The sequence below is a fragment of the Aeromonas sp. 2MA4 genome, from assembly GCF_029237305.1.
Lineage (GTDB): Bacteria > Pseudomonadota > Gammaproteobacteria > Enterobacterales > Aeromonadaceae > Aeromonas > Aeromonas salmonicida.
Genome location: NZ_JAACFY010000013.1, coordinates 1 through 23438 on the forward strand (window position 1 = coordinate 1; position 23438 = coordinate 23438).

Sequence of the window (23438 nt, forward strand, 5' to 3'; positions counted from 1 at the left end):
CCAAGAGAACGGGGCGAGCCTCGATAGCGGTGTTATGGGAGGGCTGGTTTAGGTTACAGACCCTCCTTGAAGGCTATGAACTGGCACTGTCTCTTGAGCATCAACAGATGTGATCAAGAGACAGCCCGTCGGGAGCCCTTTTTCAGCAGGTCAATCACTGTCAGACGGTGACTCAGTAGTCGCCGCTGGCCTTCTTGGCGGCGGTGATCATGGGGGTAATGGTCATGCCCTGCACCACGATGGAGAACATCACCACAGAGTAGGTCATCACCAGTATGACCTGACGCAGATCGACGTTGTGCCCGGGTATCATCATGACACCGGAAGGCAGTGCCAGCGCCATGGCCATGGCCAGACCGCCACGCAAGCCGCCCCAGGTAAGGATGCGGATGGTGAAGCGGTTGTAGGTGCGAAAACGGCGGAAGGCCATGAAGGGGACAGAAACGCTGATGAAGCGCGCGGCCAGGCAGAGTGGTACCGCGATAACCAGCAGGATCCAGTCACGCCAGGCGAGATCCAGCAGCACCAGCGCCAGGCCGATCAGCAGGAACAAGAGCGCGTTGAGGAACTGGTCCATCAACTCCCAGAAGTGATCCAGATAGTGGCTGCTCTGCTCGGAGAAGCCGGAGTGACGGGTCCAGTTGCCGATCATGATGCCAGTCACCACCATGGCCAGGGCACCGGAGACTCCCATCATGTTGGCAAGGGCAAAGCCGGCCGTCGGGATGCAGAGGGTCAGCAGCAGCTCCAGGGAACCATCGTCGGTGGCACTGATCATCACGTGGGCGAGCAGCCCCAGCACGGCGCCGAACAAGATGCCGCCGAGGGCCTCGTGCAGGAACAGACCGGCGACGCTGCCGAAGGTCGGTTCAACGCCACCAAAGGCGACGGCAAAGACGGTGGCGAAGATCACCAGACCGGTACCGTCGTTGAACAGGGATTCCCCTTCGATCTGGATGGCGATCTGGGGGGGAGCCTGCATCTTCTTGACGATGGCCAGCACGGCAATAGGGTCGGTGGGGGTGATCAGGGCCCCGAACAGCAGGCAATAGACCAGCGGCAGTTCCCAGCCCAGCAGCTTGGCGATGAACCAGAAGCCGTAACCGATCAGGAAGGTGGAGAGAAGGGTGGAGAAGATCGCCAGTATGGTGATTTCCCACTTCTGGCTGCGCAAGGCCTTGAGGTTGATGCCAATGCCGCCAGCGAACAGCAGGAAGCCCAGGATCCCCTTCAGCAGGAAATTCTGGAAGTCGATGCTCTTCATGGTTTCGATGGCCAGGGGCTCAAGGTTGAACCAACCCAGTTTGCCAAACAGCACCATCAGGGCGGAGATCAGCATGGATCCGGCAGTGATGGCGATGGTGGTCTGGATCTTCACGACATACTGGTTGGCAAAGGCGATCAGGATCGCCAACGCTGCCAAAAAGCAGAGTGTGTAGTAGACGCTCATGGTTATTTTTCTCGTTAGTAAACAGCAAGCACGTATCCTTCGCTGAGGACCGGCATAGGGTACTCTGGGGTCACATGTTACTCATTACCTATTTATGAGTATCCGGTGGTTATTGTGGACTCCACTGTGGACAGATAGACGGCTAGATTTCCATTTGATTTGTTTGCTGCTAGGATGACCTTCACGCAGTTGCATGGATGTAAGAGGAGCGAGCGGTGTTGAACGAAAAGCCGAGCATAAAGTCGGACCCAACAAAGAAACTGGAATCCTGTCTCAAGGAACGGATTCTGATCATCGACGGGGCCATGGGCACCATGATCCAAGGCTACAAGCTGGGCGAGGCGGATTATCGCGGTGAGCGGTTTGCTGACTGGCATACCGACATCAAGGGCAACAACGACCTGCTGGTGCTGACCAGGCCCGGGATCATTCGCGAGATCCACGGCCAGTATTGTGCCGCCGGTGCCGACATCCTCGAAACCAACACTTTCAACGCCACTCGCATCGCCATGGCCGATTACGAGATGGAAGAACTTTCGGCCGAGATCAACCGCGAGGCGGCCCGGCTGGCCCGTGCCGTGGCTGACGAGTGGACGGCGAAAGAGCCCCACAAGCCCCGCTTTGTCGCCGGTGTGCTGGGCCCCACCAACCGCACCTGCTCCATCTCGCCGGACGTGAACGATCCCGGCAAGCGCAACGTCACCTATGACCAGCTGGTGGCTGCGTATACGGAGTCGACCCATGCCCTGATCGAGGGGGGCGCCGACCTCATTCTGATCGAGACCATCTTCGATACCCTCAACGCCAAGGCGGCTGCCTTCGCGGTGGAAGGGGTGTTCGAGGCGCTGGGCTATGCGCTGCCCGTGATGATCTCCGGCACCATCACCGATGCCTCGGGGCGTACTCTCTCCGGTCAGACCACCGAAGCCTTCTATCACTCCCTGCGCCATGTCAAACCCATCTCGTTCGGTCTCAACTGTGCGCTGGGGCCTGACGAGTTGCGTCAGTACGTGGAGGAGCTGTCGCGCATCAGCGAGACCTTTGTGAGCGCCCACCCCAATGCCGGTCTGCCCAATGCGTTCGGCGAGTACGATCTTGACGCGGGTGAGATGGCGGACCATATCCGCGAGTGGGCCCAAAGCGGTTTTCTCAACATGGTGGGCGGCTGCTGCGGCACTACCCCGACCCATATTCGCGCCATGGCTGATGCCGTGGCCGGCATCAAGCCGCGCACCTTGCCCACGTTGCCGGTCGCCTGCCGCCTGTCGGGTCTCGAGCCCCTCATCATCACGGCGGACTCCATGTTTGTGAACGTGGGTGAGCGTACCAACGTCACAGGTTCCGCCAAGTTCAAGCGTCTCATCAAGGAGGGGCTCTACGACGAAGCCCTCGATGTGGCCAAGCAGCAGGTGGAGAGCGGTGCCCAGATCATCGACATCAACATGGACGAGGGGATGCTGGACGCCGAAGCGGCCATGGTGCGCTTCCTGAACCTGATCGCCGGTGAGCCTGATATCGCCCGGGTGCCGGTGATGATCGACTCCTCCAAGTGGGAGGTGCTGGAAGCCGGCCTCAAGTGCGTGCAGGGCAAGCCTGTGGTCAACTCCATCTCCATGAAGGAGGGGGAGGAGAAATTCATCCAGCAGGCCAAACTGCTACGTCGCTATGGCGCCGCCGTCATCGTCATGGCGTTCGATGAGGTGGGCCAGGCTGACACTCGCACCCGCAAGTTCGAGATCTGCCAGCGCGCCTACCGGATCCTGGTGGATCAGGTGGGTTTCCCGCCGGAAGACATCATCTTCGATCCCAATATCTTCGCGGTGGCGACCGGCATCGACGAGCACAACAACTATGCGGTGGACTTCATCGAGGCGGTGAAGGACATCAAGACCCATTTGCCCCATGCCATGATCTCCGGCGGTGTCTCCAACGTCTCTTTCTCGTTTCGCGGCAATGAACCGGTGCGCGAAGCCATCCACGCTGTCTTCCTCTACCACGCCATCCAGAACGGCATGGACTTAGGTATAGTCAACGCCGGTCAGCTCGCCATCTATGAAGACATACCGGCAGAGCTGAAGGCCAAGGTCGAGGCCGTGGTGCTCAACTTGAGTGACAGCGCCACCGAGGATCTGCTGGCCATCGCCGAGAAGTATCGTGGTGCCGGAGCCCAGGCGGAGGATCCGCGGGATCAGGAGTGGCGCAGCTGGCCGGTGGGCAAGCGGCTGGAACACGCTCTGGTCAAGGGGATCACCGACTTTATCGAGGAGGATACTGAAGAGGCGCGGGCCGGCGCCGAGAAGCCGCTGCACGTGATCGAAGGGCCCCTGATGGACGGTATGAACGTGGTCGGCGATCTGTTTGGCGCAGGCAAGATGTTCCTGCCCCAGGTAGTCAAATCCGCCCGGGTGATGAAGCGGGCTGTGGCCTATCTGCAACCCTACATCGAAGCCGAGAAACAGGGCGGCTACAGCAACGGCAAGATAGTGCTCGCCACCGTCAAGGGTGACGTGCACGACATCGGCAAGAACATCGTCGGCGTTGTGTTGCAGTGCAACAACTACGAGATAGTGGATCTCGGCGTTATGGTCTCCTGCGAGACCATTCTCAAGACTGCCCGTGAAGTGGGAGCGGACATCATAGGGCTGTCGGGCCTGATCACACCGTCTCTCGACGAGATGGTGCACGTGGCCAAGGAGATGGAGCGTCAGGGCTTCAAGCTGCCGCTGCTGATCGGTGGTGCCACCACTTCCAAGGCCCACACAGCGGTCAAGATAGAGCAGAACTACAGCGAACCCGTGGTCTATGTGTCGAACGCGTCGCGCGCCGTCGGGGTGGCCCAGAGCCTGCTCAACCCTGAACTCAAGCCTGCGTTTGTTGCCCGCATCGACAAGGAGTACGAGGTCGCCCGGGATCAGCATGCCCGCAAGCAGCCGAGATCCAAGCCGGTCAGCCTGGCCCATGCCCGCGCCAACCGGCAGCAGCTGGACTGGGTGAACTATCAACCGCCGCCCCCCCGTGAGCCGGGCGTACAGACGTTTGAGAACGTGCCTGTCTCGGTGCTGCGTCCCTATATCGACTGGACGCCGTTTTTCCTCAGCTGGGAGTTGGCGGGCAAGTATCCGCGCATTCTCGAAGACGAGATCATAGGTGAGGAGGCGACCAAGCTGTTTGCCGATGCCAACGCCATGCTGGACAAGCTGGAGCAGGACGAGAGCGTGCGCTGCGCCGGTATCATAGGTCTGTTTCCGGCCAACACGATCGGCGACAGCATAGAGGTCTATACCGACGAGTCGCGCAGCAAGGTGCGCAAGGTGCTGCACCATCTGCGCCAGCAGAGCGAGAAGCAGGGCTTCCCCAACTACTGTCTGGCGGACTATGTGGCACCGAAAGAGAGCGGCAAGCCGGACTGGATCGGTGCCTTCGCGGTGACTGGCGGTATCGGGGAAGAGGCCATCGCCACTGCCTACAAGGCGGATCATGACGACTACAATGCCATCCTGATCCAGGCGGTGTGCGACCGTCTCGCCGAGGCCTTCGCCGAGTATCTGCACGAACAGGTGCGCAAGGTTCACTGGGGCTATGCAGCCGACGAGGCCCTCAGCAATGAGGATCTGATCCGCGAGAACTACCGCGGCATACGCCCGGCGCCCGGTTACCCCGCCTGTCCCGAGCACACCGAGAAGGGCAGCATCTGGGAGCTGCTGGGCGTGGAGCAGGCCATCGGCATGAAGCTGACGGAATCCTACGCCATGTGGCCGGGCGCGGCCGTGTCAGGCTGGTACTTCTCCCACCCCGACAGCAAATACTTCGCGGTGGCGCAGATCCAGCAGGATCAGGTGGAAGATTACGCTGCCCGCAAGGGGATGACCCTGGCGGAAGCAGAACGCTGGCTGGGGCCGAACCTGAACTGAATCCCGATCTCCCGAGTGACATTGGTTGATCTTTGACGAGAAACGGCGGCATCCTTGGGCTGGTGGACAGACCAGCTTAGGGCCGCCGCTTGACATATCGGTGACAACGGGATTGCAGTGTGCAGTTCTGCGTGGTTTGTCTTGTTGTCAGGAGAAACAATTGGCGTTGTCTTGGCGCTGTGGCACCTTATACTCTCCCGCCCCATCCTGCCCAGGCACTGCCTTCTAGCGGAATTGTCATGAAGATCGCCATTTTATCCCGTGAGCCCAGAAACTATTCCACCCGCCGTCTGGTCGAGGTGGCGCAGGCGCGCGGTCATCAGGTAGAGGTGCTCGACACCCTGCGCTGCTACATGAATATCGCCTCCCACAGCCCCTCCATTCATTACGAAGGACGAGAGCTGGAGAGTTACGACGCCGTGATCCCGCGTATCGGCGCCAGCATCACCTTTTACGGCACCGCCGTGCTGCGCCAGTTCGAGATGATGAACACCATGGCCCTCAACAGCTCTGTGGCCATCTCCCGTTCCCGCGACAAGCTGCGGGCCATGCAGTTGTTGTCGCGCCACGGCATAGGTCTGCCCATCACCGGCTATGCCCACAGCACCCATGATGTGCCGGATCTCATCACCATGGTGGGGGGCGCCCCTCTGGTAGTGAAGCTGCTGGAAGGCACCCAGGGAATTGGCGTTGTGTTGTGCGAGACCCACAAGGCGGCCGAGAGCGTGATCGAGGCCTTTATCCAGACCAATAACAACATATTGGTGCAGGAGTACATCCGTGAGGCCAACGGCGCCGACATTCGCTGTCTGGTGGTCAATGGCAAGGTGGTTGCGGCCATGCGCCGTCAGGCCCAGCCGGGGGAGTTTCGCTCCAATCTGCACCGTGGCGGCACCGCCGAGGCGATCAAGATAAGCCCCGAAGAGCGGGCAACCGCAGTGCAGGCGGCCAAGATCATGGGGCTGGATGTGGCCGGTGTGGATATTCTGCGCTCTGCCCGCGGTCCTCTGGTGCTGGAGGTGAACTCCTCCCCCGGTTTGCAAGGAGTGGAAGCCGCCTCCGGCAAGGATGTGGCTTGCAAGATCATCGAGTTCCTGGAGCTCAAGGCGAGCCGCAAGAACAAGCCCGCCGAATAAGCCGCTGACGGCTTGCATAGCGGTATAAACACAAGGCGCCCTCGGGCGCCTTGTGTTGTTTGCGAGTCGGTTATTCCCGCATTTCCAGCCTGGCGCTGAAGATGCCAGCCTCCAGCCGGGTCTCTATCTGCCAGCCGAGCTTCTCGCAGATGCGCTGTATGATGGTGAGGCCACAGCCGTAGCCGAGGATCTGATCCGGCGCGGCCGCAGTCGGGTTGCTGATGGTGAGCACGGGCCCGCACAGCTCGATCTCGATATGCCCCTCGGCATAGCTCAAGGCATTTTTCAGCAGGTTGCCGAGGGCAATGGCGAGCAAGGAGAGGGGGGCATTGACCTCGCTTGCCTCGTCCAGGGTGAGCCTGATATCGAGCGTCTCTCGCTGCAACAGCGGGGCGAGGCGCACCAGCTCCTGCCGGATCAGTGGTTCTACCCGTTGCAACGAACGCTCCACCGCCTCCTTGCGACCCAGCAGCAGGAAGGTCTCTGTGAGCAGTGCCATTTCGTCTGCAGCGGCGCGAATACGGGTGGTGGCGCGGGCGGCGGGGGCGGGCAAGTCCGTTACCTTGCCGAGCAGCGCTGCCGACCCCTGGATCACCATGTTGGGGGTGCGCAGCTCATGGCTGGCAAAACGGCTGAACTCCTGCTCGCGGGCGAACACGGCGGCCACCTCGTGTTTGCCGGTCAGCAGTGCCAGCTCGATCTCCCGCAACTCCTGCCAGGGGGCATCGGGCACGAAATCCGCCTGATCGGGGGTGAGGTGGGTGACCCTTTGCTGCAACCGCTGCAGTGGCCCCGTGATGTGACGCACCAGCCAGATGCCGAAACCGATGCACGCGATCAGCAGGGTCAAGCCTATCAGCCTGGTAGCCAGATGCAGCTGATCTTCGTAAGGATCCAGATAGTCGTCGGCGTCGTCGTTGAACACCAGATAGAGCAGCCCCTGGCCGGAGGGATGGGGCCGCACCAGGAAGTGCTTGTCCTCCTCGCCAAGCTGGTGCTCGAAGAAGCCCGGGCTCTGATAGGGCTTGAGCCAGGCTGGCAGTCGGCCCGCTTCGGTCCAGTAACTGGAGAACTGGCGCGGACTGGGGGCGGGGGCCGCCATGCCGAGCTGCAGCCAGTCATCGTTGTAGCGGGTGACCTCGGCTTCCAGCCAGTGACGCAGGCTCAACTCTTCCATCTTGTCTTCGGCCACCACCATCAACAGGCTGATGATGATCAGCAGCAGCATGCCCGCCCCGCTCAGGGTCAGGATCAGGCGATGGCGCAAACTGGGCAGGCTGGCCTGGATATCCGGCTGTGCCTGGTCAAGGCCTCCGGGTTTGGTCATGGGGTCACCCGTCTCTGGTCTGTCATGGCCTCCGGGTGTGGTCATGATGTCACCAGTCGATAGCCCTGACCGTGGAGGGTTTCCAGCATGGGGGTAGGGAAGGGTTTGTCGAGGGCGTTGCGCAGGGCATAGATGTGGCTGCGCAGGGCGTCGGAGTCAGGCTCCTCGTCCCCCCAGACTGTCTCCAGCACTTCTTGCCGGCTCACCAGATGGGGGGCGCGGCGCACCAGCAGGGTGAGGATCTGGAACGGGATCTTGCCGAGCTTGAGCTCGACTCCGGCGCGGGTGGCGCGGCCACTGGCGGGATCCAGCGTCAGCTCGCCCACGCTGAGGGCCCCCATGTCGCTGCGGGGGCCACGCAGGGCCAGTGCCTGCAGCCGTACTTCCAGCTCTTCCATGGCGAACGGCTTGACCAGATAGTCATCGCCCCCGGCCCGAAAGCCCGCCAGCTTGTCATCCAGACTGTCGCGGGCGGTGAGAAACAGCACAGGGGTTGCAATGCCATCGGCCCGCAGTCGCTCAACCGTGGAGAGGCCATCCAGACGCGGCATCATGACATCCATGATGATGACGTCGAAGCGCTGCTCGGCCAGCAGTTGCAGGGCAGCCTGACCGTGATAGGCGCAGTCCAGCCTGTGCCCGGCCAGCTCCAGGTAATCCATGATGGTTTCCGCTACCTGGGGATTGTCTTCCACCACCAGTATTTTCATGTTTTGATCTCCTGGTTTTGACCGATATTTCACGGTCATCTCACACTGGACGAGGCATCCTGTGTGGCAGTGTAACCCCGAGGATCCCTGATGAAGAAGTCTCTGTGCGCTCTGCTGCTGTTTATATTGTTGCCACTTGGCACTGCGCAGTCGGCCGAGTTCAAGTTGACCGGCCGCACCACCTGGCAACTGGGCCAGCTGATGGTCAACGGCATCCCCTTCGTGCTCGACGAAGAGACCCGCTTCAAGGATGGGCTGAGCGAGGACGATCTCGGTGGCCGCTGGGTCGATCTGGAAGGGGTGGTTGAGGAGGGGCTGAGGGTGATCCGCGAGGTTGAGGCGCTGGACGAAGAGGACGAGATGGAGCTGGAGGGACCGGTGGCGCAAGGACGGATCTGGGGCTATGTCACCTCGGATAACAGCCTGGCTCCCTTCGAAGGGCGCTGGCTGGAGCTGGAGTGCAAGTTCGACGGCATGCGGTTGAGTCGTTGCCGCCAGGATGATTGAGCAGCAGGCGCTTCTGGCGACCGGAAAAATTGCCCGCCCAGGCCCATAGTTAAACCTCATCAGGGTTTGACCATGGGCCTTCTGTCATGACACGCACCTCCCTCCTGCTGCTGGCTCTGCCGTTCTGCACCCTTGCCATCGATGGCGAGCTCTGGCAGGTGGAGCTGGAACACAACGATGGCATTCGGCTGCAATTTCAAGGGGCCGAGCTGGAGCTTGGCAGTGCCGCACTGGCCGGGGTGCGTCAGTTCTCCGACCTCAAGCCCGGTATGAAGCTCGCCATCCTGAGTCGCAACGGCGTCGCCGAACATATTCGCCTTTATGGACACGCACCTGAGTCAGAACCGGCTGCCCAGTGGCGCCGGGCGGAGGGAACCTTGCTCGCCGTGACGGGCCATGCGCTGCAATTGCAGGGGCTGGGCACAATGACATTTGATGCCGGTACCCGCTGGCTCAACGGCAGCCCCGCCGATCTGCAACCGGGGCGTACCCTGGTGCTGACCCGTGACGAGACGGGCCGCGTGACCGAGATACTGATCCCGAATCCGGAGGATGAGCCGAAATAATGCCGAGGCCTTGCTCACTTAATTGGGGAATATTTAAATTGCTAAATTAGAGTTCTCTTTTTTAAGATGTTCTTAAATATGATTAAGTGACGAATAAAATAATAGAGTGCATGCTCTGATATTATATTGCTCAATATAAAATAATTCTGAATTAATCCTCTGGTTAAATTTGTTTATATATTAAAGTGTGGACTTGATCGCATAATGAGATTAATGCGACTGATACTGTCATACTCACATGCTGCCCGTTGATATATAAATCGGGTGAATGCATGTCAGTGTTTAATATATTGGGGTTGCTATGAAAAAGCTAAAAATAACTGGCTTGTCATTAATCATATCCGGCCTGCTGATGGCACAGGCGCAAGCGGCAGAGCCCGTCTATCCAGACCAGCTTCGCCTGTTTTCATTGGGTCAAGAGGTCTGTGGCGACAAGTATCGTCCCGTGACGCGAGAGGAAGCCCAGAGCGTTAAAAGTAATATTGTCAATATGATGGGGCAGTGGCAAATAAGCGGGCTCGCCAACGGCTGGGTAATTATGGGGCCGGGGTATAATGGTGAAATAAAACCAGGATCAGCGTCCAGCACTTGGTGCTATCCGACCAATCCTGCTACCGGAGAAATACCGACTCTGTCTGCCCTGGATATTCCAGATGGTGATGAAGTAGATGTGCAATGGCGGCTGGTACATGACAGTGCGAATTTCATCAAACCAACCAGTTATCTGGCCCATTATCTCGGCTATGCCTGGGTAGGGGGAAATCACAGTCAATATGTCGGCGAAGACATGGATGTGACCCGTGATGGCGATGGCTGGGTGATCCGTGGCAACAATGACGGTGGCTGCGATGGTTATCGCTGTGGTGACAAGACCTCCATCAAGGTGAGCAATTTTGCCTACAACCTGGATCCTGACAGTTTCAAGCATGGCGATGTGACCCAGTCCGACCGCCAACTGGTCAAGACTGTGGTGGGGTGGGCTATCAACGACAGCGACACCCCTCAATCCGGTTATGACGTCACACTGCGCTACGACACCGCCACCAACTGGTCCAAGACCAACACCTATGGCCTGAGCGAGAAGGTGACCACCAAGAACAAGTTCAAGTGGCCGCTGGTGGGGGAAACCGAGCTCTCCATCGAGATTGCTGCCAACCAGTCCTGGGCCTCCCAGAACGGGGGCTCGACCACCACCTCTTTGTCCCAGTCCGTGCGTCCGACAGTGCCGGCCCACTCCAAGATCCCGGTGAAGATAGAGCTCTACAAGGCCGACATCTCCTACCCCTACGAGTTCAAAGCCGATGTCAGCTATGACCTGACCCTGAGCGGTTTCCTGCGTTGGGGCGGCAATGCCTGGTATACCCATCCGGACAACCGTCCGAACTGGAACCACACCTTCGTCATAGGGCCATACAAGGACAAGGCCAGCAGTATCCGCTACCAATGGGACAAGCGTTATATCCCGGGTGAAGTGAAGTGGTGGGATTGGAACTGGACCATACAGCAGAACGGTCTGCCTACCATGCAGAATAACCTGGCCAGGGTGCTGCGCCCGGTGCGGGCCGGGATCACAGGTGATTTCAGTGCCGAGAGCCAGTTTGCCGGCAACATCGAAATCGGCGCTCCCGTGCCGGTCGCTGCCGCCAGCCAGTCGAGCCGTGCGCGCAACCTGGGTGCCGGTCAGGGTCTGAGACTGGAGATCCCGCTCGATACACAAGAGCTCTCCGGGCTTGGCTTCAACAATGTCAGCCTCAGCGTGACCCCTGCTGCCAACCAATAATGGCAGTGTGTTGCAGTAAGAGAACCGGGCCCATGGCCCGGTTGTTGTTTGCACTGGTCGGTCTTGTTAAAGGCTTGTGCTTTCCATTTCCCCACTTATACTGGCGCCATCTTGTCGGAGTGCCAACCGTCGAACGACGCAAGGCTGAGACCGTTAATTCGGGATCCGTGGAACCTGATCAGGCTAGCACCTGCGAAGGGAAACAAGGGTAACCAGTGGGTTGCCGCGCCGGGGAGGAACAAGCTCCCCCGCTCGCCGATAGGAGTGATCCGACCGGCTAGCCAGTGCGCACAAGAGGGAGCCTGCCATCCTGTTCTGTCGCCTTGTCCATCAGGGGGAGTACAGAAGATGCGCAGGAGGAAGCCAAGGCTTCAGTTTTGCTCCCTCTTGAATGCAAACCTCACCCACAGGTTCATCACTTCTCCTCGAACTCCAGACAAGCAAACACCCATAACTTCAATCAGTTAATGTGAGTTTTGCTATGTCTACCTCAAAAACTTCCGTGCCGGAAAATGCCAAGTCAGTCCCTGTCGGCCGCCGCGAGCAGCGTGCCAGTGCCCAGCGTTTTATCGACAATCTCAAGGGGATGGCCCATCCCAACTCCAGCCGCATCTTTATCGAAGGTTCCCGCCCCGATATCCGGGTGGGGCTGCGCGAAATTGCCCTGGCCGACACCCTGGTGGGGGGCAGCAAGGAGAACCCGCAGTTCGAAGCCAACGAGCCTGTCCCTGTCTACGACACCTCGGGTGCCTACGGTGATGAGCATGCGGTCATCGATGTGCGTCTCGGTCTGCCGCGCCTGCGGGAAAGCTGGGTACGGGAGCGCGGTGACACCGAAGAGCTCGATGATCTCAGCTCAGCCTTCACCCAGGAGCGCCTCGCCGATGAGGGGCTGGATCACCTGCGTTTCGATAACTTGCCCAAGCCCCGTCGTGCCAAGCCGGGCCGCCGGGTGACCCAGTTGCACTATGCCCGCCAGGGGCTGGTCACCCCCGAGATGGAATTTATCGCCATCCGCGAGAACATGGGCCGCGAGCGGGTGCGCTCCGAGCTGCTGCTGCGCCAGCATCCGGGTCAGGGTTTCGGCGCCCGCCTGCCCGAGAATATCACCCCCGAGTTCGTGCGCGATGAGGTGGCCGCCGGCCGCGCCATCATCCCCAACAACGTCAACCACCCGGAAACCGAGCCCATGATCATAGGCCGCAACTTCCTGGTGAAGATCAACGCCAACATAGGCAACTCGGCGGTCAGCTCCAGCATCGAAGAGGAGGTGGAGAAGCTGGTCTGGTCCACCCGCTGGGGCGCCGACACCGTCATGGATCTCTCCACCGGTCGCAACATCCACGAGACCCGCGAGTGGATCCTGCGCAACAGCCCTGTGCCCATCGGCACAGTGCCAATCTATCAGGCGCTGGAAAAAACCAACGGTATCGCCGAAGACCTCACCTGGGAGCTGTTCCGCGATACCCTGCTCGAACAGGCCGAGCAGGGGGTGGATTACTTCACCATCCATGCCGGCGTCTTGCTGCGCTATGTGCCCATGACCGCAAAGCGCCTCACCGGCATCGTCTCCCGTGGCGGCAGCATCATGGCCAAGTGGTGTCTGTCGCACCATAAAGAGAACTTCCTCTACCAGCATTTTCGCGAGATCTGTGAGCTGTGCGCCGCCTATGACGTGGCCCTGTCGCTTGGGGACGGTCTGCGTCCAGGCTCTGTCTATGACGCCAACGACGAGGCCCAGTTTGCCGAGCTGCGCACCCTGGGCGAGCTTACCAAGATCGCCTGGGAGTACGACGTCCAGGTGATGATAGAGGGGCCGGGCCATGTGCCCATGCACATGATAGAGCGCAACATGACGGAGCAGCTTGAGCACTGTCACGAGGCGCCTTTCTATACCCTGGGCCCGCTCACCACCGACATAGCTCCCGGTTATGATCACTTCACCTCCGGCATAGGCGCCGCCATGATCGGCTGGTATGGCTGCGCCATGCTCTGCTACGTCACTCCCAAGGAGCACCTGGGGCTGCCCAACAAGGAGGATGTGAAGCAGGGCCTCATCACCTACAAAATCGCCGCCCACGCAGCCGATCTGGCCAAGGGTCATCCGGGCGCCCAGATCCGCGACAACGCCATGTCCAAGGCGCGCTTCGAGTTTCGCTGGGAGGATCAGTTCAACCTGGCGCTGGATCCCGAAACCGCCCGCGCCTATCACGACGAGACCCTGCCCCAGGAGTCCGGCAAGGTGGCGCACTTCTGCTCCATGTGCGGCCCCAAGTTCTGCTCCATGAAGATCACCCAGGACGTGCGCGATTACGCGGCCAGCCTAGAGGCGGTCGAGGTGAAGCTGGTGGGCATGGATGGCCAGCAGGAGCGGGTAGTGGCCGAGGTCGAGAGCGGCATGGCGCAGATGGCCGAAACCTTCAAAGAGAAGGGGAGCGAGCTCTACCATCAGGCGGCGGCCCTCAAACCGGCGCGGGAGGAGGCATGAACAGCCGACCCATCGTCTGGACCATAGCCGGTTCAGATTCCGGGGGCGGTGCCGGCATTCAGGCCGATCTGCATACCTTGCACGATCTCGGTGTGCACGGTTGCTCTGTCATCACCGCCATCACTGCCCAGAACTCGGTGGCGGTGAAGATGGTCGATCCCGTGCTGATGCAGACTTTCACCGCCCAGATCGACGCCCTCGGCGTCGACTTGCCCCCGGCGGCCATCAAGATAGGCCTGCTGCCGACCCGGCTCCATGTGGAGGTGCTGGCCCGGCGGCTTGATACCCTGACGGCCCCCTTCGTGGTCTATGACCCGGTGGCCATCGCCAGCACAGGCACCCCCATGGCCGAAGCCAACATGCTGGCGGCGGTGCGCGAATATCTGCTGCCGCGCCTCTCCCTCATCACCCCGAACGGCCCCGAACTGGAGGCGCTGACTGGCATTCCCGCCAGCAGCCCTGAGCTGGTGCGGGCGGGGGCGGCGCGACTGCGCGAACTCGGCGCCCGTGCCGTGCTGGTCAAGGGCGGGCATCTGGGCTGGAGCGACGAGCTCTGCCTCGATTACTACCAGGACGAGCACCGCGAGTTCTGGCTGGCGGCGCCGCGTATCGACACCCGCCACGGCCACGGCACCGGTTGCTGTTATGCCAGCGCCATCGCCGCCGTGGTGGCGCAGGATCACCCGGTCGATGACGCCATCACGCTGGCGCGCGCCTACCTGCAACAAGGCTTGGCAGGGGCGCAAGGGGTGGGGGCTGGCCCTGGCCCCATCGCCCATCTCGGCTGGCCGACCAGTCTCGCCCACTTCCCCCGCGCCGTGCTGGCAGGGTCGAACCTGGATCGCCGCTTTGGTCTCTATCCCGCCTGCGAGGCCCGCCTGCCCGAGGGCCCCTTTGCCGCGACCGAACAGCATCTGGGTCTCTATCCTGTGGTGGATTCGGTCAAGTGGCTCAAGCGTCTGCTGGGAGCCGGGGTCAAGACCATCCAGCTGCGCATCAAGAACCTGCCCGCCGCCCAGGTGGCACCGGCCATTGCCGAGGCGGTTACGCTGGGTCGCCGCTTTGGTGCGCGGCTCTTTATCAACGACTACTGGCAGCAGGCCATAGCCGCGGGTGCCTATGGCGTGCATCTGGGGCAGGAGGACATGGAGACGGCGGATCTCGCCGCCATCCAGGCCGCCGGCCTGCGCCTCGGTCTCTCCACCCACGGCTACTTCGAGCTGATGCGGGCCCGCGAACTGGCCCCTTCCTACATAGCGCTGGGTCATATCTTCCCCACCAACACCAAGCAGATGCCGTCCCGCCCGCAGGGGCTGGTGCGACTGCAACGCTACCAGGCACTCATATGCGACTGGCCGACGGTCGCCATCGGCGGTATCGGCGAGGATCGTATTGCGGCGGTGCAGGCAAGCGGCGTGGGTAGCATTGCCCTGGTGTCAGCCATCACTGCCAGTGACGATTGGCAGGGGGCCACAGCCCGATTGCTGGCGGCAGTGGGGGCGGGGGATGAACCTTGCTCTGCGCTTATCCATCAGGTCATCACGCAGCAGGAGGCCGATCATGCTCTCTGATGCGGAATACCTGCGCTACGGCAGGCAACTGATGCTGAGCGAAATAGGCGAGGCGGGGCAGGCGAGGCTGAAAGAGGCATCCGTGCTGATCGTCGGCCTCGGTGGGCTCGGCTCGCCGCTGGCCCTTTATCTGGCTGGGGCCGGGGTGGGCACCCTCTGGCTAGCCGACGGCGACGTGGTGGATTCCAGCAATCTGCCGCGCCAGATCCTGTTCGATTCCGAGGCGGTCAATCGCTCCAAGGCCGAGCTGGCCCGGGAGCGGCTGGCGGCCCACAATCCCCATGTGGAGCTGATTTCCATCAATCAGCGGCTCGATGAGCAGAGCCTGCCCGCCTTCGTGACCGAGGTGGATCTGGTTGTCGACTGCTGCGACAACCTGGCCAGTCGCCACGCCATCAACGCCGTCTGTGTAGGGCAGGGCAAGCCGTGGATCTCCGCCGCCGCCGTCGGCTGGCAGGGGCAGCTGATGGTGAGAACCGCCCCCGAACATGCCTGCTATGCCTGCCTCTATCCGCTGGATACCCACATCACAGAAAGCTGCCAGAGCAGCGGCGTCACCGGCCCTCTGGTGGGCGTGATGGGCGCCTTGCAGGCGCTGGAAGCCTTGCGGCTGCTGCTGGGCAAGCCCAGTCCGGTGGCGGGCACCCTGCGCCGTTTCGATGCCCTGACCCACGAGTGGCAGACCCTGGGGTTGTCCCCCGATCCAGCCTGTTCCGTGTGCGGCGCCACTACCTTTGCCAATCCCATGGAGGATGCGCAATGAAGATCAGATTGAACGACAGCGAACTGGTGCTGACGACCAGCCCGGATAACCAGATCAGCGTGGCCGAGCTGCTGGCGGCCCGCGAGGTTGCCCCGCAGGGGGTAGCGGTGGCCCTCAACGGCGCCGTGCTGCCGCGCAGCCGCTGGCCTGACACCCGACTCAATGACGGGGACGAACTCCACCTTTTCACTGCCATCGCCGGAGGCTGAGATGCTGACCATAGCCGACCATGAATTTTCGTCCCGTCTCTTTACCGGCACCGGCAAGTTTGCCCACCCGGATCTGATGGCGGCCGCCATCGAAGCAAGCGGCTCCCGGCTGGTGACCATGGCCATCAAGCGCCTCGAACCCGGCAAGCGCCACGACGATATCCTCACCCCGCTGCTGGCACTCGGGGTCAAGCTGCTGCCCAACACCTCGGGCGCCAAGACGGCCGCCGAGGCGGTGTTTGCCGCCCATCTGGCCCGGGAGGCGCTCGGCACAAACTGGCTAAAGCTGGAGATCCACCCCGATCCCAAATACCTGCTGCCCGATCCCATAGAGACCCTCAAGGCCGCCGAACAGCTGGTGAAAGAGGGTTTCGTGGTGCTGCCCTACTGCGGGGCCGATCCCGTGCTCTGCAAGCGGCTCGAAGAGGTGGGCTGCGCCGCCGTGATGCCGCTCGGTGCGCCGATTGGTTCGAATCAGGGGCTGGTGACCCGGGATTTCCTCGCCATCATCATCGAACAGGCGCGGGTGCCCGTGGTGGTGGATGCGGGGATAGGTGCGCCGAGTCACGCCGCCGCCGCCTTTGAGCTGGGCGCCGACGCCGTGCTGGTGAACACCGCCATCGCTGTGAGCCGGGATCCGGTCGCCATGGGCCGTGCCTTCGCGCTCGCCTGTGAGGCAGGTCGCAGCGCCTATGAGGCGGGCCTCGGCGCGCGCGGCCTGCAAGCCAGCGCCTCCAGCCCGCTCACCGACTTTCTGGAGGCGCTATGACTCAGGGCATGGGGCAAGATGTGGCGTCTGTATGCGCCCCGCTCCGATTGGGAGAGGGGGTGGGGGGGAGGGTATCAGAGGTGAGGGACGTGGAGGCACCCCCCTCCTTTATCAGCCGTTGGCGCGAGCTGGAGTGGGACGATATCGGCATGCAGATCCGCACCAAGACGACCTGGGATGTGGAGCGGGCGCTGGCCAGTCCGCGCCGCACCCTGGCCGACTTTATGGCGCTGATCTCGCCAGCCGCCGAGCCTTTCCTGCCGCAGATGGCGGCTGAGGCCGAGCGCCTCACCCGCCAGCGTTTCGGCAATACGGTGGGCTTCTATGTCCCCCTCTATCTGTCGAACCTCTGTGCCAACGACTGCTCCTACTGCGGCTTCTCCATGAGCAACCGCCTCAAGCGCAAGACGCTGGATGCAGAGGAAATTGAGCGCGAGTGTCTGGCCATCAAGGCGCGGGGTTTCGACAGCGTGTTGCTGGTGACCGGCGAGCACGAGAGCAAGGTGGGTATGGCCTATTTTCGTGAGCACTTGCCGCAGATCCGCCGCCATTTCAGCGCCTTGGCGATGGAGGTGCAGCCCCTCTCGCAGGCCGATTACGCCGAGCTCAAAACCCTGGGATTGGATGCCGTCATGGTCTATCAGGAGACCTATCACGCCCCCAGTTACGCCCGCCATCATCTGCGTGGCAACAAGCAGGATATTGCGTGGCGGCTCGCCACCCCGGAGCGGCTGGGCCGGGCCGGCATCGACAAGATTGGGCTGGGGGCGCTGATTGGCCTCTCTTCGGATTGGCGTGCCGACAGCTATTTCGTGGCCGAGCACCTGAGCTGGCTCGAGCGCCATCACTGGCAGAGCCGCTACTCGCTCTCGTTCCCGCGCCTGCGCCCCTGCACCGGCGGCCTGCAGCCCGAGGTGGTGATGTCGGACAGGCAGCTGGTGCAGCTTATCTGCGCCTGGCGCCTCTTCTCGCCGACCCTGGAGTTGTCGCTCTCCACCCGGGAATCCCCGGCGTTTCGCAACGGCGCCCTGCGCCTCGGCATCACTCAGATGTCGGCGGAGTCGCGCACTCAGCCGGGCGGCTATGCCGAAGGGGACAAGGAGGAGCTGGAGCAGTTCGCCATCCATGACGCTCGCCCGCTGGGTGAGGTCGCCGATGCCGTCAGGCAGGCGGGGTTGCAGCCGGTGTTCAAGGATTGGGAACCGTTTTTGGGCCGATAGGGGCGGCCACGCCCCCTTTGCCGGTGGCATCCGGGCGTCCAGCCAGACGCTGTGCCTGTGGCGAGCAGGCACGGCTGCGCCGCGCAATCGTAGGGTCGATTAGCCGTCAGGTGTAATCGTCCGTTCCGATGTATGGCGTTGGCGGCAGGAGCCGTTGTGTGGTGGCACGGCTTCGCCGTGCAGGACGCGAGGCCGCTGGCCTCGACGGGGTTTCGCCCGCCCTTCGGGCTGGGGCGAGTGACTTTGGAAAGACCCAAAGTCACCAAAGGTCTTCTCCCCCACAAATCCGACCGCTACGCGGTTTCCCTCGGGTCAGGTACAAGGTCGGACGGAGCGCCGCAGACGGCACATCCCTGTGCCGGCTGCGTCTGCGCCATCATCCCTGATGGCGCTCCTGACCTTGCCCTTCCCCTCGGTGGATTGGAGGGGGAACCAAGACCGAACTCACTCGAACTTGATGGGGAAACGCATCGAGCTTCTGGCAGCTAGGCTGCACTCAAAATGCTGAATGTTCCAATTTCTAGGCGCCTCTACAGAGAGTTGTGCAGAACACAGGAATAGGTTCTTGGACTGTTCCATCAGTTAGGCTAGGAGTCGTCTCGACTGAGCCGCCAAAATTTCGGATGAGTCAAAGTTTTTACTAATTTTAATTAATATGATGTCACCTAAAATACTCATCTTGAGATCACGGGCTCACTATAAATTAATATTCCTGAGATTATAGGCAAGGAGTTTTTCATCATGATTCTTTAATTGTGCTGAACAACATTTTGATGGTTGAACTTATTCGAGGTGTTATTAATTGTTGTTTTTTTGGGGCAGGCAGCATGGTGTCTGCATTAACTAAAAAAGTGGGCGGATAACTATTACCCATAAGTTGGTTTGATTTATGTGAATTTAAGATGAGGTGAAATTCCTTTACCGTAATATTGACTTGAGAGGATGGTGGGTAGCATCTACCCACCTCCCCCAGTTAATTACATTCAAGCAACATTACTTTTTGATATAGTACCATGATAAAGTTGGTATAAAATTACGACCTTTCAACTCTTCACTTGGATTTAACTATAATCTTCGTCTTCGTCTTCGTCTTCGTCTTCGTCTTCGTCTTCGTCTTCGTCTTCGTCTTCGTAGATCTCGCCACTGCCGCCACACTTAAAGCAGGTTTGAGTTGCTTCACCTTCACCGTAGCAAGTATGACACTGAGCAAATGCATTATCTTCTGTCGGGTCGTAGCCAGAACCACCACATGCTTGGCATGTATAGTTACATTCACCTTCCCCACGGCAAACGGGACATTGTATTGATTCGCCCACCTCAATCTCCTAAATAATATAAATTACAGGCTAGTTAGCTGAAACGGACTCTTTCAATCGGTGCTTATTGATAAGTGCGCATTTCGAAAGCCAGTATACCTATGACGAAATGCAATTGTAGGTAGAAAAATTATCCAAAAACGCTACCTGTTATTTTATTTTTGCTCATGTATACTACGAGTTTAATTCAACTATCGAAGCAGACAGAGGCATCATGGGCCTAAAACTTGATTCATTAAGAGCGGAGCAAGAGTCTTGCAATGCCTTGTCAGAGATCACAAATTTTATCGCACAAGAAATTTATAGACTTGCACTGCTCAGGCAATATCCTAATGAATGTCGTTGGATTTGCACCCTGGCGTGGTCTATTACAAGTAGTCTAGAGCACCTATTTGGACAAGGTCTCGATTATGAGTTAGAAGAGCTTAGAGATACTTTGGTAGACTTAATTGCAAGCAAAGCAAATGAATCTGAGTTTGAAGAATATGTTAATAGAGCCTTGTATATTAGCAATATTAATATGCCTAAATCTGAAAACACCATAGATAGTTTAGATGTCAACGACAATTCGAATGCATCATTCAATGTTGAACAACATGAACTTGAAATAAAGACGGCTGCTCTGAATGTAGCCCGCAAATTGTTCTTAAATAATATTGACAATGATGTTGATATGCCACATAAATTCCCGCCAAGAATTTTATGTTATCAATATGATTATTGTGAGGCGCTTGCATATTTTCATGGGTTATATTACCGAACGCAAGTAAAAGGAAATACTATCTCAGTTAATCAAGCACCATATAAGTCATTTCTTCCTTACGAAGATAGAGTGATAGAAAAAGTAGAGTATGTTGAGTCTAAGATTAATGTTCCAGAGACAGCTTTATCTAAAAGAAATTCATTTGATTGTAGTTGTGATGATGCGGTGCAGGCTCTTTTCTCAATGCTTTTTCATCTAGGTGAACAACCAAGAGAGTCAGTTATAAAAACAGATGAGATCTGCTTTCATATCGATCTATCGGAACCTCTAACGGATAAAATTTTAGATCGAACACTAGCTAACTGGAGAGCAATTATATCTTATAGGCAATTTTTAAATTCGGCTTCAAGCATGATACTCGCTGAAAGTGAGGCTGATTTGATTCAGGCGTATAATACCAAAGATTTAAAACGTATGGAGCATACAGAATTCAAACGATTGTACAAAGTAACATTGCCTGAGCTTAATTCACCATCCCAAGCTAAAGCATATCTTTGTGGTCTAATTGTGCTCTATAGACATTTTGTTCGTGTCGATATGTCATCTACTCCTATGATATTTTCGTGGGGTAAAAATGAAGATGGTCTTTCGACATTATTACGTTTTACTGAGATCTCAGCAGAATTGAGCAAGATACATGGTAAAGAAGGTTTTTCCGCAGGTTCAATCGAGAAAGGGTATAAGTTAGTTAAAGCGGTTTTCAATCACTACATTGCGGATTTTCAACGAGGAAGAGTTCAGTTCAATGTTTATCTAAATGAAAAGCAAAGAGAGGCATTGAAAAAGGTTGATCCCGTACGGCTTGAACGACTTCATCCAGAAGATGTAGAGAAAGTTAAAGAAGAAATAGAGCGGCTCAGAAGAAAAGGAAAAGAAGCCTCAGTGAAAGCTAAACTTAATGGAAGCTTCGTTATTACATGGTAAGCCAAAGCAAGCTCATATCTGTTACCATAAAAAGCCATTCTGAAAGCATTTTTCTTTCTATGAAATAAAAATGCTTGGCATCATCTGCACGATAGGCGTTCTTACAGATGTAATAATGATGTATAGATCTAGTTATCACCCAACTCCAGCCCAAAGAGATATAACTTCAAAACCAAAGTCACGCAGCAGGGCGACTGCCTGCCGGGCTATGCCTTGGCCTTGTCGGGATTGCCGCACCCAATAGCCAATGTTGCCGTAACGATGATGGGGGGCCAGCTGATTGATACCGGCGCCACCCAGCAGTTGGCCGGTGGTGGCGCAGAAAATGCCCATGTCAAAGGCGCGTCCCGCCGCGCGATCTTGATCGCAGCTGGAAAACCACTCCAGCGCGCTGTCCCGAGTAAATGAGTGGGAGCACCAGCTCATCCAGGTGCCGACCGTCTTGATTGATTCGTGCGCTGCGCGAACAAACTCATCGGCATCGCCCGGTTCAAAGGGGCGAATCACTATCTTGGCGTTGGCAAGGGGGGCGGTTATTTGCATCTGACTTCCTGCTTGATGGTGTTTATCGGGCCGCGGCTTCCAGTGCTGCTATCTCCCCGCCACCGATCAACAGCAGATTCCGGCTGATTTGCTCTACTGGCCAGTCCCACCAGGCGAGGGCATTGAGGCGGGCAATGGTGTCGTCATCAAAGCGGTAGCGGATCACTTTGGCGGGGTTGCCGCCGACCACGGCGTAGGCGGGTACATCGGCGGTGACCACCGAGCGGGCGGCGATAATGGCGCCGTTGCCGACGTTTACGCCCGGCATGATCAGCGCGTCATAGCCAATCCAGACGTCGTTGCCAATCACCGTACCCCCCTTGTAAGGCAGCGTGCCCGGTGCGGGGGCAGCGCTCTCCCAGCCATTGCCGAAGATAAAGAAGGGGTAGGTGGAGAAGCCGGAGCTCTGGTGGTTGGCGCCGTTCATGATGAACTTGACCCCGCGGGCGATGGCGCAGAACTTGCCGATGATCAGCTTGTCGCCAATGAAGGGGAAGTGATAGAGGACGTTGCGCTCAAAGCCTGCCGAGTCTTCCGGGTCGTCGTAATAGCTGTAGTCGCCCACCTCGATATTGGGCCCCTTGATGGTGTTCTTGATAAAGCACACCTGGGGAAAGCCCTTCATGGGGTGTGGATTGGCGGGATCGGGTCCGTGCAAGGTGCTCTCCTTTCGAATCTGTCAGCACACTACCGTAAAGGAAGTTGATGATGGCATGCCACCTTTTTGTAGTGCAGCACTGGTCGGGTGCGGGTTGGCCAGGCTCTGTCGTCCCGTGTCATCTGGCGTATCGACCCGGGACGGGTTTGTCTCTAGCATGGAGCCGATGCGGGGCAAGGGCTCCGCCACGGGCTTTTGGTGAAGTCCGTCCTACGGACTTTTGGCGGAGAGAAAAGATGAAGCTGCGTTCCTTGTTGATGGTAGGGGCCCTGCTGCTGGGCGGCTGTGCGGTCAATCCCTACGGTGGCACTCAGGCCCCGGTCAGTGAACTGGACCAGCCAGTGAGCCAGCCGGACAAACCGGTTACCAAGCCGGATACGGGGGCGCCCCTGCCCAAGCCGGTGGCCCCGACCGGGCTGGCGCTGGCCATGGCGGATGCCTTCGTGCAGGCCCCCGAGGTGCGGGAGCTGGTGAAGAGCGGCAATCCCGTGCTGCTGCTCACCCCGCCCCGAGACGGTACCAATGACGAGATCGATACCCGCACCATGGTGGCGGCCATGAGCAAGCGGATCCAGTCCAAAAGCGGTTTTCGTTTCGTCGATCCTGGTCAGGTGGCCGCCATCACGGGGCAGCTCGAGTATCAGCAGGGTGGCATGAACCCGGCATCCCTGGTGCGGCTCGGCCGCCAGACAGGGGCCGGTTACATGCTCTATGGGGATCTGGTGTCCGAGGGGAGTCGCTATCGGCTCACCATGAGCCTGATGGAGCTGCGCAGTGGCGAGCTGCTCTGGAACGGCAGCCGCTCCGCCAGCCACTAAGGATGCCGA

At 58.9% G+C, this 23438-nt stretch carries 17 protein-coding genes, 1 pseudogene and 1 riboswitch; of the genes and pseudogenes, 13 read left to right on the forward strand and 5 right to left on the reverse strand.

Translation table 11 applies throughout. The annotated features are described in order from the left end of the window. Window positions 1-172 precede the first annotated feature (172 nt). Window positions 173-1450, reverse strand: coding sequence for a sodium:proton antiporter (locus GWQ31_RS13775; RefSeq protein ID WP_275909599.1), 1278 nt, complete (start codon window positions 1448-1450; stop codon window positions 173-175). A gap of 215 nt (window positions 1451-1665) precedes the next feature. Here GWQ31_RS13775 and metH point away from each other — a divergent pair, with 215 nt between their 5' ends. Together metH and rimK are read left to right on the forward strand one after the other, a co-directional pair. Further along, window positions 1666-5361, forward strand: a complete 3696-nt coding sequence (gene metH, locus GWQ31_RS13780; RefSeq protein WP_275909600.1) for a methionine synthase — start codon at window positions 1666-1668, stop codon at window positions 5359-5361. Window positions 5362-5600: 239 nt separating this feature from the next. Then, entirely contained in the window at window positions 5601-6497 is an 897-nt protein-coding gene (rimK, locus tag GWQ31_RS13785) for a 30S ribosomal protein S6--L-glutamate ligase (protein WP_275909601.1), read from the forward strand. A gap of 70 nt (window positions 6498-6567) precedes the next feature. On the opposite strand, the gene GWQ31_RS13790 is transcribed toward rimK, so the two are convergent. Together GWQ31_RS13790 and GWQ31_RS13795 are read right to left on the reverse strand one after the other, a co-directional pair. Further along, a complete protein-coding gene (locus tag GWQ31_RS13790) occupies window positions 6568-7824 on the reverse strand; it encodes a HAMP domain-containing sensor histidine kinase (protein ID WP_275909602.1) in 1257 nt (418 codons plus the stop codon). Between the two features lie 41 nt (window positions 7825-7865). Next, window positions 7866-8534, reverse strand: a complete 669-nt coding sequence (locus GWQ31_RS13795) for a response regulator transcription factor (protein ID WP_005316294.1) — start codon at window positions 8532-8534, stop codon at window positions 7866-7868. A gap of 90 nt (window positions 8535-8624) precedes the next feature. Between GWQ31_RS13795 and GWQ31_RS13800 the strand changes: the two genes are divergently transcribed. The 10 genes from GWQ31_RS13800 to GWQ31_RS13845 all read left to right on the forward strand — a co-directional run bounded on the left by GWQ31_RS13800 (window position 8625) and on the right by GWQ31_RS13845 (window position 21410). Then, window positions 8625-9041, forward strand: coding sequence for a hypothetical protein (locus GWQ31_RS13800; RefSeq protein WP_275909603.1), 417 nt, complete (start codon window positions 8625-8627; stop codon window positions 9039-9041). Window positions 9042-9127: 86 nt separating this feature from the next. Beyond that, window positions 9128-9607, forward strand: coding sequence for a hypothetical protein (locus GWQ31_RS13805; RefSeq protein ID WP_159165214.1), 480 nt, complete (start codon window positions 9128-9130; stop codon window positions 9605-9607). 301 nt (window positions 9608-9908) lie between these two features. Further along, window positions 9909-11387, forward strand: coding sequence for a beta-barrel pore-forming toxin aerolysin (gene aerA, locus GWQ31_RS13810; RefSeq protein WP_275909604.1), 1479 nt, complete (start codon window positions 9909-9911; stop codon window positions 11385-11387). A 105-nt stretch (window positions 11388-11492) separates the two neighbouring features. Further along, window positions 11493-11606: riboswitch (TPP riboswitch) on the forward strand. Between the two features lie 262 nt (window positions 11607-11868). Then, a complete protein-coding gene (thiC, locus tag GWQ31_RS13815) occupies window positions 11869-13875 on the forward strand; it encodes a phosphomethylpyrimidine synthase ThiC (RefSeq protein ID WP_275909605.1) in 2007 nt (668 codons plus the stop codon). Next, window positions 13872-15446 (forward strand): thiamine phosphate synthase, encoded by a 1575-nt coding sequence (gene thiE / locus GWQ31_RS13820; protein ID WP_275909606.1) that lies wholly within the window; start codon window positions 13872-13874, stop codon window positions 15444-15446. Before thiC ends, thiE begins: the two co-directional genes overlap by 4 nt. Next, on the forward strand, window positions 15436-16209 hold the full coding sequence (locus GWQ31_RS13825; protein WP_275909607.1) for a HesA/MoeB/ThiF family protein: 774 nt from the start codon (window positions 15436-15438) through the stop codon (window positions 16207-16209). Before thiE ends, GWQ31_RS13825 begins: the two co-directional genes overlap by 11 nt. Further along, on the forward strand, window positions 16206-16418 hold the full coding sequence (gene thiS, locus GWQ31_RS13830) for a sulfur carrier protein ThiS (RefSeq protein ID WP_125608607.1): 213 nt from the start codon (window positions 16206-16208) through the stop codon (window positions 16416-16418). Before GWQ31_RS13825 ends, thiS begins: the two co-directional genes overlap by 4 nt. Before the next feature lies 1 nt (window position 16419). Then, window positions 16420-17187, forward strand: a complete 768-nt coding sequence (locus GWQ31_RS13835; RefSeq protein ID WP_275909608.1) for a thiazole synthase — start codon at window positions 16420-16422, stop codon at window positions 17185-17187. Window positions 17188-17276: 89 nt separating this feature from the next. Further along, entirely contained in the window at window positions 17277-18407 is a 1131-nt protein-coding gene (gene thiH, locus GWQ31_RS13840) for a 2-iminoacetate synthase ThiH (protein ID WP_275909609.1), read from the forward strand. Window positions 18408-19937: 1530 nt separating this feature from the next. Next, window positions 19938-21410, forward strand: a complete 1473-nt coding sequence (locus tag GWQ31_RS13845) for a hypothetical protein (RefSeq protein ID WP_275909610.1) — start codon at window positions 19938-19940, stop codon at window positions 21408-21410. A gap of 150 nt (window positions 21411-21560) precedes the next feature. Here GWQ31_RS13845 and GWQ31_RS13850 read toward each other — a convergent pair. Continuing rightward, window positions 21561-21953, reverse strand: a pseudogene (locus GWQ31_RS13850) (GNAT family N-acetyltransferase); the annotation flags it as partial. Window positions 21954-21975: 22 nt separating this feature from the next. Continuing rightward, window positions 21976-22611, reverse strand: coding sequence for a Vat family streptogramin A O-acetyltransferase (locus tag GWQ31_RS13855; RefSeq protein WP_275909611.1), 636 nt, complete (start codon window positions 22609-22611; stop codon window positions 21976-21978). A 236-nt stretch (window positions 22612-22847) separates the two neighbouring features. Between GWQ31_RS13855 and GWQ31_RS13860 the strand changes: the two genes are divergently transcribed. Continuing rightward, entirely contained in the window at window positions 22848-23429 is a 582-nt protein-coding gene (locus tag GWQ31_RS13860; protein WP_275909612.1) for a penicillin-binding protein activator LpoB, read from the forward strand. The last annotated feature ends 9 nt before the right edge of the window (window positions 23430-23438 follow it).

Bases quoted from the DNA above. Each gene is read 5' to 3' on its own strand.
- GWQ31_RS13775 (WP_275909599.1), bottom strand. From the start codon at position 1,450: ATGAGCGTCTACTACACACTCTGCTTTTTGGCAGCGTTGGCGATCCTG.
- rimK (WP_275909601.1), top strand. From the start codon at position 5,601: ATGAAGATCGCCATTTTATCCCGTGAGCCCAGAAACTATTCCACCCGC.
- GWQ31_RS13790 (WP_275909602.1), bottom strand. From the start codon at position 7,824: ATGACCAAACCCGGAGGCCTTGACCAGGCACAGCCGGATATCCAGGCC.
- GWQ31_RS13795 (WP_005316294.1), bottom strand. From the start codon at position 8,534: ATGAAAATACTGGTGGTGGAAGACAATCCCCAGGTAGCGGAAACCATC.
- GWQ31_RS13800 (WP_275909603.1), top strand. From the start codon at position 8,625: ATGAAGAAGTCTCTGTGCGCTCTGCTGCTGTTTATATTGTTGCCACTT.
- GWQ31_RS13805 (WP_159165214.1), top strand. From the start codon at position 9,128: ATGACACGCACCTCCCTCCTGCTGCTGGCTCTGCCGTTCTGCACCCTT.
- aerA (WP_275909604.1), top strand. From the start codon at position 9,909: ATGAAAAAGCTAAAAATAACTGGCTTGTCATTAATCATATCCGGCCTG.
- thiC (WP_275909605.1), top strand. From the start codon at position 11,869: ATGTCTACCTCAAAAACTTCCGTGCCGGAAAATGCCAAGTCAGTCCCT.
- thiE (WP_275909606.1), top strand. From the start codon at position 13,872: ATGAACAGCCGACCCATCGTCTGGACCATAGCCGGTTCAGATTCCGGG.
- GWQ31_RS13825 (WP_275909607.1), top strand. From the start codon at position 15,436: ATGCTCTCTGATGCGGAATACCTGCGCTACGGCAGGCAACTGATGCTG.
- thiS (WP_125608607.1), top strand. From the start codon at position 16,206: ATGAAGATCAGATTGAACGACAGCGAACTGGTGCTGACGACCAGCCCG.
- GWQ31_RS13835 (WP_275909608.1), top strand. From the start codon at position 16,420: ATGCTGACCATAGCCGACCATGAATTTTCGTCCCGTCTCTTTACCGGC.
- GWQ31_RS13845 (WP_275909610.1), top strand. From the start codon at position 19,938: ATGGGCCTAAAACTTGATTCATTAAGAGCGGAGCAAGAGTCTTGCAAT.
- GWQ31_RS13860 (WP_275909612.1), top strand. From the start codon at position 22,848: ATGAAGCTGCGTTCCTTGTTGATGGTAGGGGCCCTGCTGCTGGGCGGC.